This is a genomic window from Vagococcus sp. 211 (assembly GCF_056322705.1).
Genome location: NZ_CM150475.1, coordinates 2,248,354 through 2,261,471 on the forward strand (window position 1 = coordinate 2,248,354; position 13,118 = coordinate 2,261,471).

A 13,118-nucleotide genomic window follows, 5' to 3' on the forward strand; every position below is an offset into this window, starting at 1 on the left:
TCTCTTTTTTGTTGTTATGCTTTAGTAATTGTTGTCATCCCACCCATGTAAGGAACAAGAGCTTCAGGGACTGTAACACTACCATCTGCATTTTGATAATTTTCTAAAATAGCGGCAACAGTACGACCAACAGCTAAACCAGAGCCGTTCAAGGTATGAACGTTTTCTACTTTGCCTTCTTCGTTACGGAAACGGATTTTAGCACGTCTCGCTTGGAAGTCTTCACAGTTTGAGCAAGAGCTGATTTCACGGTATGTGTCTTGTGCTGGAATCCATACTTCAATGTCATATGTTTTAGCAGCAGAGAATCCCATATCTCCCGTACATAGTGTAATCACACGGTAAGGTAAGTTTAATTTTTGTAAGATATGTTCAGCGTTGTTTGTCATTTTTTCTAACTCATCGTAAGAATGTTCAGGTTTACTTAGTTTCACCATTTCAACTTTGTTAAATTGATGCAAGCGGATAAGACCACGAGTATCACGACCCGCACTTCCTGCTTCAGAACGGAATGATGGACTTAGAGCAGTAAAGTAAACAGGCAGTTCTTCTTCTTTTAGTATTTCGTCACGGTAGTAGTTAGTTAAAGGCACTTCAGCTGTTGGAATAAGGGTTAGGTTAGAGTCTTCTAGTTGGAACACATCTTCTTTAAATTTAGGGAATTGTCCGGTACCAAACATTGATTGATCGTTAACAATGTAAGGAGGAATCATCTCTGTGTAACCATGTTCATCCACATGAGTATCTAACATTAAGTTATAAATAGCACGCTCTAAACGAGCCCCAGCGCCCTTATAGAATAAGAAACGGCTACCAGAAACTTTTGCCCCACGTTCAAAATCTAAAATATCTAAAGCTTCAGCAATTTCCCAGTGAGGTTTTGCTTCAAAGTCAAAGGTACGAGGCGTTTCCCAACGACGAACCTCAACGTTATCTTCTTCATCAGCCCCTACAGGAACATCCTGATGAGGTAAGTTTGGTAAGGTATGTGAGATGTGTTGTAATTGTTCATCAATCTCATTGATACGCGTGTCTAGGGTTTTGATGGTTTCCCCAACTTCTTGCATCTCTTTGATTTTATCATCTGCATTTTCTTTGTTGCGTTTTAATTGAGCGATGTCTTGAGAGACCTCGTTGCGTTGTTTTTTCAACGTTTCAACTTTTACCAAGTGATCACGACGTTGTTCATCTAATGTAATAAACTCATCAAGTACCTCTGGTTTGACGCCTCGTGTCATTAATTTTTCTCTAACGTCTGCTGCATTTTGTCGAATAAATTTAATATCTAACATATTATTTCCTCCTTTATCATCATAAAAAAACCTCCCACCTCAGCAGTTAAAAAATTAACTACTGGGGCGAGAGGTTGAAATCTTCGCGGTGCCACCCATGTTTATACAAAAAATTGTATCTTCATTGGTCAATGTTAACGAGTTGAACCCGACACAACTTAGGCCAGTTTACTGGGGGTCGTTGTGTAGTTATGAGAAAGTGGATTCCTTAGTGATTTTTATTGCCTCGCACTACCCGGCAACTCCCTGGAAAAAAACCTAATTAAGTACTAGTCTTTCAAACTTTAAATATTATGGATAAGTATAGCGAGTTTTAAAAAAATTGTCAATTATTTCTCCATGTAGCGTTCCCATTTTCCCATCTTCGTTTCTAAAATAGTCATTAACTCTTCTTTAGAGCTACCTGGCATTTTAAAATAAAGAGAGGCTGCTACGAGCATGGTGTCGATGCATTCTTCTTTGACGTCTTCACTGGAAAGTTGTTTGTATTGATTCCCACTAGTTTGGGTATAGCTAAGAATAGCTTGGGCAACTTCTCCGGCTTCTTCACATAATTTTAACCCCATCTCTTGTGGGTTTTTTGGTTCTTTTTTTGCAAGCTGTTGAATGGTTTCTAACATTGTGACTATTTCTCCTTTGTTGTTTCGTTACGGTTTGGTCACCATGTATGCGTGTAAGGTATTATACATGGTGCTAACAAGTGTCATGTTGCGTTCATCTTCGGTGTAAATATTGCTAAAGAAAATGACTGCATCACTACCATCTGCTGATAGTTGCATAGTTGGTTCGTAGCCTCTAAAAACACCGTGGGCTCGGTAACCTGAGTCTGTTTCGTAGAGGCCAGCTTTGTACAGATAATTATAAGGTTCAGGTTCTCTTGTAAACAAAGCATGCAGACTAGTAGGGGATAGAATATGTCCATCCAGTAAGCTTTGGAAGATGATTAAATAATCACCTACAGATGTGTACATATTACCAGTGCCAAATTCGTTAATTAATGCGGCTTCTTTGATTTTTTTAGGTTCTTGTAATTTCCCGTCTTTGTATTGTTGGCTAAGTATCATATGGTCATAAGCAGTATCATCTGTGTAGAACCCTGTTTCTTGTAAATGAAGGGGTTCTTTGATAGCAGTATTAAAGTTTTCTTCATAAGAAGCATCGGATACTTTTTCAATAATACTAGCTAGTAAGGTGTAGTTCACATCTGAGTATCTCCAAGCTACCATAGGACGATAAACCACGTGTTGCTCCATATAGTCTAAGCTCATTTTTGTCGAGGTAGTGTCTTTTAATTTGTCATCTAAATAAAGGCCAGATGTCATGGACAGTAATTGGTCGATGGTAATGTTCTCACTGTTAGGGATGGCTGGATAAAAATTATCTAGGGTTGTTTTAAGGGTTAAGTGACCCGCCTCTATTTGTTTCATGACTAGTAGAGCAGTGATAGATTTCTGCATAGAAGCTAGCATGTAAGTACTGGTTGTTGGATCTTTGGAAACCTGAGCTGCGGCTCCATAATTATCATAAAGAATCACTTGGTTGTTTTTGACCGCCAAAATGGACCCTGATACTTCCTGTTCACTGATAAGCGTTTCTAGGCTCTTAGTGAGGGATGAGAAGAGGGCGGGTACTTGTGCTGGCTTTGTCATAGGGACCCTGGGAGAAAAAGCTGCCTGTGTTGGTTCAGACTCTGTCTCTGTAGTTGTTTCTGTGGTCGTCTCGCTAGTAACTAATGTGTCTTTTTCTTTGGTATTAGGAGTTGATGGTAAGTACTCTGCTAGTAGAGGGTACCAAAAACCGCTGAGTCCAATAAGTAAGAGAATCATCATAAGGCTTAATAGTCCTAATCGCCGTTTTTGTCGTTGTTGTTTTTTTAATTTTATTTTGAGTTTGTCATAGTCCATTCTAGAATAGGCCACTGTTATCACTTCTCCTATCATTCATATCAAGATAGGTTATTTTAGCACATTTGGGAGCGAAAAAAAAAGAAACAAGGTAAGCCTTATTTCTTTTTTGGAAACAGTTGACGCCAAAGGTTAGCTAAATAGGTGTTTTTTTCTAAAGGAGACTTGAGAACGACGTTAGAGGTTGAGACTGTTTCTTGTTCTTTTAAAAGGTAACCTAAGGTATCATTTTTATTAAACACATGCTCAGCCCCCACCACATAGCCCGCTTTTTTAGGAGCGACGACTTCTTTTCGTGAGTTGACACGTCGTTTGTCTTCTTCAAAGAAGCGTTTAATTTTAGCGTTGTCTTTTTCTAACCAAACAAACAAGTCTTCTTCAAGAACGATGTCTGCCTCATGTTGTACCCCACGTAGAGTGCTTAAGGTTGGGGTGATGGACGCCTCTCCTTTACTGGCTACTTTTTGGTAGGTCCACTGATTAAAAGCATAATCCATTAGTCGTCCTGTTTCGTAAAAACGGTTGATCTCTTCATCCACATTCATAAGAACGGTGATGATTCTCTGGTCATTTTGAACAGCTGTCCCGACAAAACAATTACCAGCAAGGGGAGTAGTTCCTGTTTTTAGTCCATCTACTCCCTCATAAGCATAGTCAAAGCCAGGTAACATCTCATTTGAATTCCAAAAAGTATATTCATGCTTTGTCTCTGGGAAAAAAGTACGAGATGGCGTTTGTGCTATGTCTAGTATTTCCTGATAGTCGGTTAAGACGTGATACGCCACAATGGCCATGCTTCTTGCGGACATCATGTTTTCATCCTCTTTTTTTGATTTTGGATAGGTAGGACCGACCATATCTTCTGTTCCTAAGCCAGAAGCAGAGATGATATAGGCATCGTTAATGTCCCAGTCCAGTAATTGCTGTCTCATTAAATCAACAAATTCAGGTTCTGTTCCACTAATGTGTCTGGCTAAAGCGCTCGTTGCTGCATTGGCAGAGCTAATAAGGGAAGCTTCTAATAAGTCTTTGACAGTGTAAGTTAATTTACTATTGAGAGGCACGTTAGACAAATCAGGGTTTTTACTAGATTTATCTAAATCTTTATCAATAGTGACGGTGTCATCCCATGTTAAATGCCCTTGGTCTACTTCATGGTAAATGACATAGGCAGAGATGATTTTGGTCATAGACGCAATTCCTAGAGATTCTTCTGCGTTATGATTGTATAGTATCTTGCCAGAGTCCATGTCAACAGCAATTGCTGCTGAGGCATTAACTGAGAAAGTTTCTTTTGCTTCTTCTGCAAAAGCGGTGATTGGTAATAGTAAGTAGCCTATCATGAGAGATAGGACAATGAGTAAATTAAGTATCGTATTGTCTCGTTGTTTCATATCGTACTCCTTATAAATGTTGTGACTAGGATTGAATTTAACAAAAAAAAAGAACTATTACAATCAAATAGTTCTTTTAATGAGGATAATTTTAGGGAATGACCGTTACTTTTAATGGTAAGTGAATAATAAATGACGTCCAACCCTCTTCGGAAGTGGCGTAGATATAGCCACCATGTAAGGTAATAATACTTTGGGCAATGGCTAAACCAAGACCTGTTCCGCCTGTTTGTTGAGAACGAGATTCTTCTACACGGTAAAAACGATCAAATAATTGATCTAATGCTTCTTGCGGAATGGGTTGACCATCGTTTTTTACGGTAATAATGGCTTCGGAACCAATTTGCTCTGACTGAATGACAATATGGGACCCGCCTATACCATATTTTAAGGCATTAGATAGAAGGTTATCAAACACACGGACTAATTTTTCCGTATCGCCTTCCATCATCATGCTATCCTGTTGAGGTTCAAATTCAATGGAAACGTCATTTTCTGTGGATTCCAATTCATACTCAATCACGATCTGACCAATCAGTTGTTGCATATCAAAAGTCATCACGTTAAGAGGGGTATTGGACTGACGTACTTTAGTGTATTCGAATAAATCATCAACCAATAGTTTCATTTGTTTCGCTTTTAAATAAGCCGTGTGGGTATATTTAAGTAAATCCTCTTCACTGTTGTAATTCCCTTCCTCTATTAATCCTAAGTAGCCGATGATAGAAGTAAGGGGAGTCCGGATATCATGACTAACGTTTGTAATTAACTCATCTTTTGATTGCTCGATGAATCTTTCTTCTTCAATGGCTTCAACAGTACTATCAACAAGAGCATTAATACTTTTAATTAGTTTGCCCAGATCACCACTTAAATCAAAAGGAATTCGGTGATCGTAGTGTCCGTTTGAAATATAGTGGAGTTCACTAATAATATGGCGTTGTTGCATTTGGCGATACCGACGAATCAGACGCCAAAATAAAATGGCTGCATCAGAAAGCACCATTAAAACAATAATCGGTACTTTCCAAAGAAAGACGTTTGGACTATAGAAGGTATCGTAAATAGAAAACTTGATGTTCATTAAAAAATCATCAATGGAGCGATTGGAATCAATGATTTGGACAATAATCATGTAAAGAGCTAAGTTTAATAGGATTAAAAGGATGACAGTGATGATTCCTTCTATTAGTAGCTCACTTTTTTCTTTAGAACTGAGTTTAATTTTTGTTTGTTTTTTCATTGCTTACCCTTCAATCTTGTAACCAACGCCCCAAACGGTTTGGATCACTTTTTCGCCACCCGTTGCTTCTTCAATTTTATCGCGAAGGTGACTGACATGAACCATAACGGTTTTAGCAGAGATAAGGCTTTCTTGTTGCCACACCCGTTCAAAAATTTCATCAGCGCTGAAGACGCGATTAGGGTGACTTGCTAGTAAGTAAAGAATACCAAACTCTAGCGCAGTTAATTGGATACTGCGTCCTTCATCTGTTTCTACTTCATGGGAATCTTTTTTAATAATTAAGGGTCCCACTTCTAAATATTCTGGCGCTTCCTCTTTGACTTGCATATTCGTTCGACGTAATAAGGATTTGACACGAGCCATAATCTCTAAAGGATTAAAGGGTTTTGTCACGTAATCATCAGCCCCGGCAATCAGACCTTTAATTTTATCCATGTCTGTCGTTTTAGCTGTTAGCATGATAATGGGTATCTGGGATTCTTTTCGTAACTCTTTAACGACTTCCATACCATCCATCTTAGGCATCATAATATCTAGAATCATTAAATCAATATCTGGTATAGTAGCTACTTTACTCAAAGCTTCTTTCCCGTCGTAAGCTTTAACGACGTCATACCCTTCGTTTTGGATGTAAATACTTAATAACTCAACAATCTCTTTGTCGTCATCTACTACTATAATCTTCATATTGAAACCCCCATAAAATTTTTCTTGTTATCTTATTACATTGTAACAAATAAAAGCAAAGAAAAAATTATTTTAAAAAGATGTTTACATTTTTTTAAAAAAGTAGTATATTAAGTGAGTCGCTGATTTAGGACATAAAACAACAAGGAAAAAACATTTGAAAAAAAGTGTTGACACTTTAATAGTAAACATGTTATTATTTCCTAGTTGATAAAACAACGAGAAACACAACAATAAAAAATATTTTTAAAAAGTAGTTGACAAAACGTTAAATACTTGATAAGATATAAAAGTTGCTAAGGCGACTTGATTTAGACCTTTGAAAACTGAACAAAGTAAGACGAACCAAATGTGTAGGTGTTTTTACGAAAGTAAAAATAACCAGAATTATTATAGTGAAGAAATATCGCTAGCAAGTTTTAAAATGAGCTAAACATCTTCGGATGTTATCATAACTTTTATTGAGAGTTTGATCCTGGCTCAGGACGAACGCTGGCGGCGTGCCTAATACATGCAAGTCGAACGCAACTATTTTCACCGGAGCTTGCTCCACCGAAGATAGTTGAGTGGCGGACGGGTGAGTAACACGTGGGCAACCTGCCCATCAGAGGGGGATAACACTTGGAAACAGGTGCTAATACCGCATAATTCGTTTTCTCGCATGAGAAGATGATAAAAGACGCTTCGGTGTCACTGATGGATGGGCCCGCGCTGCATTAGTTAGTTGGTGGGGTAATGGCCTACCAAGACCGTGATGCATAGCCGACCTGAGAGGGTGATCGGCCACACTGGGACTGAGACACGGCCCAGACTCCTACGGGAGGCAGCAGTAGGGAATCTTCGGCAATGGACGAAAGTCTGACCGAGCAACGCCGCGTGAGTGAAGAAGGTTTTCGGATCGTAAAACTCTGTTGTTAGAGAAGAACAAGTGGGAGAGTAACTGTTCCCACCTTGACGGTATCTAACCAGAAAGCCACGGCTAACTACGTGCCAGCAGCCGCGGTAATACGTAGGTGGCAAGCGTTGTCCGGATTTATTGGGCGTAAAGCGAGCGCAGGCGGTCTTTTAAGTCTGATGTGAAAGCCCTCGGCTCAACCGAGGAAGGTCATTGGAAACTGGGAGACTTGAGTGCAGAAGAGGAGAGTGGAATTCCATGTGTAGCGGTGAAATGCGTAGATATATGGAGGAACACCAGTGGCGAAGGCGACTCTCTGGTCTGTAACTGACGCTGAGGCTCGAAAGCGTGGGGAGCAAACAGGATTAGATACCCTGGTAGTCCACGCCGTAAACGATGAGTGCTAAGTGTTGGAGGGTTTCCGCCCTTCAGTGCTGCAGTTAACGCATTAAGCACTCCGCCTGGGGAGTACGACCGCAAGGTTGAAACTCAAAGGAATTGACGGGGGCCCGCACAAGCGGTGGAGCATGTGGTTTAATTCGAAGCAACGCGAAGAACCTTACCAGGTCTTGACATCCTTTGACCACTCTAGAGATAGAGCTTTCCCTTCGGGGACAAAGTGACAGGTGGTGCATGGTTGTCGTCAGCTCGTGTCGTGAGATGTTGGGTTAAGTCCCGCAACGAGCGCAACCCTTATTGTTAGTTGCCATCATTTAGTTGGGCACTCTAGCGAGACTGCCGGTGATAAACCGGAGGAAGGTGGGGATGACGTCAAATCATCATGCCCCTTATGACCTGGGCTACACACGTGCTACAATGGACAGTACAATGAGTTGCGAGACCGCGAGGTTTAGCTAATCTCTTAAAGCTGTTCTCAGTTCGGATTGTAGGCTGCAACTCGCCTACATGAAGCCGGAATCGCTAGTAATCGTGGATCAGCATGCCACGGTGAATACGTTCCCGGGCCTTGTACACACCGCCCGTCACACCACGAGAGTTTGTAACACCCAAAGTCGGTGAGGTAACCTTCGGGAGCCAGCCGCCTAAGGTGGGATAGATGATTGGGGTGAAGTCGTAACAAGGTAGCCGTATCGGAAGGTGCGGCTGGATCACCTCCTTTCTAAGGAATATTACGGAAACACATTGGCCGTTACTTACTTTGTTCAGTTTTGAGAGGTCTACTCTCAAACGATTTGTTCATTGAAAACTGGATAGTTGAAGTTAGACATCAACATAAACCGAGAACACCGCGTTGAACAGTTGTTTTTTAAAAACTACTGTGAAATGTGTCGATAGATTAGATATCGCTATCTAACTATTGATAAAAATTAGTAATACAATCTAACCGTAGGTTAGAAAAGGTTAAGTGAATAAGGGCGCACGGTGGATGCCTTGGCACTAGAAGCCGATGAAGGACGGGACTAACACCGATATGCTTTGGGGAGCTGTAAGTAAGCTATGATCCAGAGATTTCCGAATGGGGGAACCCAGCATCTTTAATAGGATGTTACTTTCAAGTGAATACATAGCTTGTTAGAGGTAGACGCAGAGAACTGAAACATCTAAGTACCTGCAGGAAGAGAAAGAAAAATCGATTTCCTTAGTAGCGGCGAGCGAAACGGAAACAGCCCAAACCAACAAGCTTGCTTGTTGGGGTTGTAGGACTCAGCTGTGGTAGCTGTTGTGAATAGTCGAATCGACCTGGAAAGGTCAGCCGAAGAGGGTAAAAGCCCTGTAGACGAAATTGACAACACACCTATGAGTATCCTGAGTACGGCGGAACACGAGAAATTCCGTCGGAATCCGGGAGGACCATCTCCCAAGGCTAAATACTCTCTAGTGACCGATAGTGAACCAGTACCGTGAGGGAAAGGTGAAAAGCACCCCGGAAGGGGAGTGAAATAGAACCTGAAACCGTGTGCCTACAAGAAGTCAAAGCCCGTTAATGGGTGATGGCGTGCCTTTTGCAGAATGAACCGGCGAGTTACGATTGCATGCGAGGTTAAGCTGAAGAAGCGGAGCCGTAGCGAAAGCGAGTCTGAATAGGGCGAATTAGTATGTAGTCGTAGACCCGAAACCATGTGACCTACCCATGTCCAGGTTGAAGGTGTGGTAAAACACACTGGAGGACCGAACCCACGTACGTTGAAAAGTGCGGGGATGAGGTGTGGGTAGCGGAGAAATTCCAAACGAACTTGGAGATAGCTGGTTCTCTCCGAAATAGCTTTAGGGCTAGCCTCGGAATTAAGAATGATGGAGGTAGAGCACTGTTTGGACTAGGGGCCCATCTAGGGTTACCGAATTCAGATAAACTCCGAATGCCATTCATTTATATCCGGGAGTCAGACAGTGAGTGATAAGATCCATTGTCGAAAGGGAAACAGCCCAGACCACCAGCTAAGGTCCCAAAATATATGTTAAGTGGAAAAGGATGTGAGGGTGCACAAACAACTAGGATGTTGGCTCAGAAGCAGCCACCATTTAAAGAGTGCGTAATAGCTCACTAGTCGAGTGCCCTTGCGCCGAAAATGTACCGGGGCTAAACATATTACCGAAGCTGTGGATAGAACCATTAGGTTCTATGGTAGGAGAGCGTTCTAAGGGCGTTGAAGCCAGATCGTGAGGACTGGTGGAGCGCTTAGAAGTGAGAATGCCGGTATGAGTAGCGAAAGACAGGTGAGAATCCTGTCCACCGAATGACTAAGGTTTCCTGGGGAAGGCTCGTCCTCCCAGGGTTAGTCGGGACCTAAGCTGAGGCCGACAGGCGTAGGCGATGGACAACAGGTTGAGATTCCTGTACCCGTTTGATTTGTTTGAACAATGGAGGGACGCAGGAGGTTAAAGGATCGCACTGTTGGATATGTGCGTTCAAGCAACAAGTCTTAGTAAGAGTCAAATGCTTTTACTTTTAAGGACAAGTTGTGATGAGTAGGGAAATATAGTACCGAAGTCCTGATATCACACTGCCAAGAAAATCTTCTAGTTAGAATTAAACGGCCCGTACCGCAAACCGACACAGGTAGTCGAGGAGAGAATCCTAAGGTGAGCGAGAGAACTCTCGTTAAGGAACTCGGCAAAATGACCCCGTAACTTCGGGAGAAGGGGTGCTAAACGCAAGTTTAGCCGCAGTGAATAGGCCCAAGCGACTGTTTATCAAAAACACAGGTCTCTGCAAAATCGAAAGATGACGTATAGGGGCTGACGCCTGCCCGGTGCTGGAAGGTTAAGAGGATGGGTTAGCAATAGCGAAGCTCAGAATTGAAGCCCCAGTAAACGGCGGCCGTAACTATAACGGTCCTAAGGTAGCGAAATTCCTTGTCGGGTAAGTTCCGACCCGCACGAAAGGCGTAACGATTTGGGCACTGTCTCAACGAGAGACTCGGTGAAATTTTAGTACCTGTGAAGATGCAGGTTACCCGCGACAGGACGGAAAGACCCCATGGAGCTTTACTGTAGTTTGATATTGAATGTTTGTGACACATGTACAGGATAGGTAGGAGCCGTAGAGCTCGGAACGCTAGTTTCGAAGGAGGCAATGGTGGGATACTACCCTTGTGTTATGACCATTCTAACCCGCGCCACTTATCGTGGCGGGAGACAGTGTCAGATGGACAGTTTGACTGGGGCGGTCGCCTCCTAAAGAGTAACGGAGGCGCCCAAAGGTTCCCTCAGAATGGTTGGAAATCATTCGTAGAGTGCAAAGGCAGAAGGGAGCTTGACTGCGAGAGCTACAACTCGAGCAGGGACGAAAGTCGGGCTTAGTGATCCGGTGGTTCCGCATGGAAGGGCCATCGCTCAACGGATAAAAGCTACCCTGGGGATAACAGGCTTATCTCCCCCAAGAGTTCACATCGACGGGGAGGTTTGGCACCTCGATGTCGGCTCGTCGCATCCTGGGGCTGTAGTCGGTCCCAAGGGTTGGGCTGTTCGCCCATTAAAGCGGCACGCGAGCTGGGTTCAGAACGTCGTGAGACAGTTCGGTCCCTATCCGTCGCGGGCGTTGGAAATTTGAGAGGAGCTGTCCTTAGTACGAGAGGACCGGGATGGACACACCTCTGGTGTACCAGTTGTTCTGCCAAGGGCATTGCTGGGTAGCTATGTGTGGAAGGGATAAACGCTGAAAGCATCTAAGCGTGAAGCCCCCCTCAAGATGAGATTTCCCATTTCTTTAAGAAAGTAAGACCCCTGAGAGATGATCAGGTAGATAGGCTAGAAGTGGAAGTGCAGTGATGTACGGAGCGGACTAGTACTAATCGGTCGAGGACTTAACCAAGATTTAAGCGGTGGACAATTATGTTGAAAGATAACTTCAAATCCAGTTTTGAGTGAATAATCACTCAGTTATAAAATAAGTGTGGTGTCGATGGCAAGAAGGACACACCTGTAACCATGTCGAACACAGAAGTTAAGCTTCTTAGCGCCGAGGGTAGTGAAGGGTTTCCCTTTGTGAGAGTAGGACGACGCCATGCTATTTATAACTTATATAATGGAGGTTTAGCTCAGCTGGGAGAGCACCTGCCTTACAAGCAGGGGGTCAGCGGTTCGATCCCGTTAACCTCCACTTTATTTAGACTCGTTAGCTCAGTTGGTAGAGCATCTGACTTTTAATCAGAGGGTCACTGGTTCGAGCCCAGTACGGGTCATTTTATATGCGGGTGTGGCGGAATTGGCAGACGCACTAGATTTAGGATCTAGCGCCTAACGGCGTGGGGGTTCAAGTCCCTTCACCCGCACTTAAAAACTTAATTGCCGGCTTAGCTCAGTTGGTAGAGCATCTGATTTGTAATCAGAGGGTCGAGGGTTCAACTCCTTTAGCCGGCATTTATATGCGGAAGTAGTTCAGTGGTAGAACACCACCTTGCCAAGGTGGGGGTCGCGGGTTCGAACCCCGTCTTCCGCTTTTAAGTTCCAGCCGGGGTGGCGGAACTGGCAGACGCACAGGACTTAAAATCCTGCGGAGAGTGATCTCCGTACCGGTTCGATTCCGGTCCTCGGCATAATATATAGCGCCCATAGCTCAATTGGATAGAGTGTCTGACTACGGATCAGAAGGTTAGGGGTTCGACTCCTCTTGGGCGCGTTATAAAAGGTAGTACGGGAAGTAGCTCAGCTTGGTAGAGCACTTGGTTTGGGACCAAGGGGTCGCAGGTTCGAATCCTGTCTTCCCGATTTATAATTTCGCGGTGTAGCTCAGCTGGCTAGAGCGTCCGGTTCATACCCGGGAGGTCGTGGGTTCGACTCCCTCCGCCGCGATTATTTTTTTTGGAACTTGGACCTTTAGCTCAGTTGGTTAGAGCTCCCGGCTCATAACCGGGCGGTCGTAGGTTCGAGTCCTACAAGGTCCATTTTGACCAGAATATATAGCCATGGAGGATTACCCAAGTCCGGCTGAAGGGAACGGTCTTGAAAACCGTCAGGTGTGTAAAAGCACGCAAGGGTTCGAATCCCTTATCCTCCTTTTAAAAATATCGCGGAGTGGAGCAGTTAGGTAGCTCGTCGGGCTCATAACCCGAAGGTCGTAGGTTCAAATCCTGCCTCCGCAATTAGGTTCCGTGGTGTAGGGGTTAACATGCCTGCCTGTCACGCAGGAGATCGCGGGTTCAAATCCCGTCGGGACCGTTAGTATGGCGCAGTAGCTCAGTTGGTAGAGCAACGGATTGAAGCTCCGTGTGTCGGCAGTTCGATTCTGTCTTGCGCCAT

The 13,118-nt window shown here is 43.5% G+C and carries 6 protein-coding genes, 14 tRNA genes, 3 rRNA genes, 1 pseudogene and 1 other annotated feature; of the genes and pseudogenes, 17 read left to right on the forward strand and 7 right to left on the reverse strand.

Features of this window, described 5'->3' with window-relative positions; translation table 11 throughout:
* Positions 1-14: 14 nt before the first annotated feature.
* The 7 genes and pseudogenes from serS to croR all read right to left on the reverse strand — a co-directional run bounded on the left by serS (position 15) and on the right by croR (position 6,523).
* Positions 15-1,292, reverse strand: coding sequence for a serine--tRNA ligase (gene serS, locus ACVWM0_RS10715; protein ID WP_476472608.1), 1,278 nt, complete (start codon positions 1,290-1,292; stop codon positions 15-17).
* Positions 1,293-1,351: 59 nt separating this feature from the next.
* Positions 1,352-1,582: a binding site (T-box leader), on the reverse strand.
* Positions 1,583-1,621: 39 nt separating this feature from the next.
* A complete protein-coding gene (locus ACVWM0_RS10720; protein ID WP_476472609.1) occupies positions 1,622-1,912 on the reverse strand; it encodes a MazG-like family protein in 291 nt (96 codons plus the stop codon).
* Positions 1,913-1,939: 27 nt separating this feature from the next.
* Positions 1,940-3,211 (reverse strand): serine hydrolase domain-containing protein, encoded by a 1,272-nt coding sequence (locus ACVWM0_RS10725; RefSeq protein WP_476472610.1) that lies wholly within the window; start codon positions 3,209-3,211, stop codon positions 1,940-1,942.
* An 83-nt stretch (positions 3,212-3,294) separates the two neighbouring features.
* Positions 3,295-4,590, reverse strand: coding sequence for a serine hydrolase (locus ACVWM0_RS10730; protein WP_476472611.1), 1,296 nt, complete (start codon positions 4,588-4,590; stop codon positions 3,295-3,297).
* 91 nt (positions 4,591-4,681) lie between these two features.
* On the reverse strand, positions 4,682-5,137 hold the full coding sequence (locus ACVWM0_RS10735) for a sensor histidine kinase (RefSeq protein WP_476473710.1): 456 nt from the start codon (positions 5,135-5,137) through the stop codon (positions 4,682-4,684).
* Positions 5,116-5,833: pseudogene (locus ACVWM0_RS10740) on the reverse strand (histidine kinase dimerization/phospho-acceptor domain-containing protein); the annotation flags it as partial. The pseudogene ACVWM0_RS10740 and the gene ACVWM0_RS10735, both read right to left, overlap by 22 nt.
* A 3-nt stretch (positions 5,834-5,836) precedes the next feature.
* Entirely contained in the window at positions 5,837-6,523 is a 687-nt protein-coding gene (croR, locus tag ACVWM0_RS10745; RefSeq protein WP_476472612.1) for a response regulator transcription factor CroR, read from the reverse strand.
* A gap of 457 nt (positions 6,524-6,980) precedes the next feature.
* On the opposite strand from croR, the gene ACVWM0_RS10750 reads away from it, so the two are divergent.
* From ACVWM0_RS10750 to ACVWM0_RS10830, 17 genes are all read left to right on the forward strand, one after another.
* Positions 6,981-8,538, forward strand: a 16S ribosomal RNA gene (locus ACVWM0_RS10750).
* Positions 8,539-8,778: 240 nt separating this feature from the next.
* Positions 8,779-11,691: ribosomal RNA gene (locus tag ACVWM0_RS10755) — 23S ribosomal RNA — on the forward strand.
* A gap of 80 nt (positions 11,692-11,771) precedes the next feature.
* Positions 11,772-11,887 (forward strand): 5S ribosomal RNA (gene rrf, locus ACVWM0_RS10760).
* Together the 16S, 23S and 5S rRNA genes with 14 tRNA genes alongside form the textbook arrangement of a ribosomal RNA operon.
* A gap of 19 nt (positions 11,888-11,906) precedes the next feature.
* Positions 11,907-11,979 (forward strand) — tRNA-Val (locus ACVWM0_RS10765).
* A 9-nt stretch (positions 11,980-11,988) separates the two neighbouring features.
* Positions 11,989-12,061: transfer RNA gene (locus tag ACVWM0_RS10770), tRNA-Lys, on the forward strand.
* Positions 12,062-12,069: 8 nt separating this feature from the next.
* Positions 12,070-12,151, forward strand: a tRNA-Leu gene (locus tag ACVWM0_RS10775).
* A gap of 15 nt (positions 12,152-12,166) precedes the next feature.
* Positions 12,167-12,239: transfer RNA gene (locus tag ACVWM0_RS10780), tRNA-Thr, on the forward strand.
* Between the two features lie 7 nt (positions 12,240-12,246).
* Positions 12,247-12,318: transfer RNA gene (locus ACVWM0_RS10785), tRNA-Gly, on the forward strand.
* An 11-nt stretch (positions 12,319-12,329) separates the two neighbouring features.
* Positions 12,330-12,415, forward strand: a tRNA-Leu gene (locus tag ACVWM0_RS10790).
* Positions 12,416-12,424: 9 nt separating this feature from the next.
* Positions 12,425-12,498, forward strand: a tRNA-Arg gene (locus tag ACVWM0_RS10795).
* A gap of 15 nt (positions 12,499-12,513) precedes the next feature.
* Positions 12,514-12,587: transfer RNA gene (locus ACVWM0_RS10800), tRNA-Pro, on the forward strand.
* Positions 12,588-12,597: 10 nt separating this feature from the next.
* Positions 12,598-12,671 (forward strand) — tRNA-Met (locus ACVWM0_RS10805).
* 18 nt (positions 12,672-12,689) lie between these two features.
* Positions 12,690-12,763 (forward strand) — tRNA-Ile (locus ACVWM0_RS10810).
* 23 nt (positions 12,764-12,786) lie between these two features.
* A tRNA-Ser gene (locus ACVWM0_RS10815) sits at positions 12,787-12,876 on the forward strand.
* A gap of 11 nt (positions 12,877-12,887) precedes the next feature.
* Positions 12,888-12,961 (forward strand) — tRNA-Met (locus ACVWM0_RS10820).
* Between the two features lie 3 nt (positions 12,962-12,964).
* Positions 12,965-13,037, forward strand: a tRNA-Asp gene (locus ACVWM0_RS10825).
* Positions 13,038-13,044: 7 nt separating this feature from the next.
* A tRNA-Phe gene (locus tag ACVWM0_RS10830) sits at positions 13,045-13,117 on the forward strand.
* The last annotated feature ends 1 nt before the right edge of the window (position 13,118 follow it).

Bases quoted from the DNA above. Each gene is read 5' to 3' on its own strand.
- serS (WP_476472608.1), bottom strand. From the start codon at position 1,292: ATGTTAGATATTAAATTTATTCGACAAAATGCAGCAGACGTTAGAGAA.
- ACVWM0_RS10730 (WP_476472611.1), bottom strand. From the start codon at position 4,590: ATGAAACAACGAGACAATACGATACTTAATTTACTCATTGTCCTATCT.
- ACVWM0_RS10735 (WP_476473710.1), bottom strand. From the start codon at position 5,137: ATGCAACAACTGATTGGTCAGATCGTGATTGAGTATGAATTGGAATCC.
- croR (WP_476472612.1), bottom strand. From the start codon at position 6,523: ATGAAGATTATAGTAGTAGATGACGACAAAGAGATTGTTGAGTTATTA.
- ACVWM0_RS10720 (WP_476472609.1), bottom strand. From the start codon at position 1,912: ATGTTAGAAACCATTCAACAGCTTGCAAAAAAAGAACCAAAAAACCCA.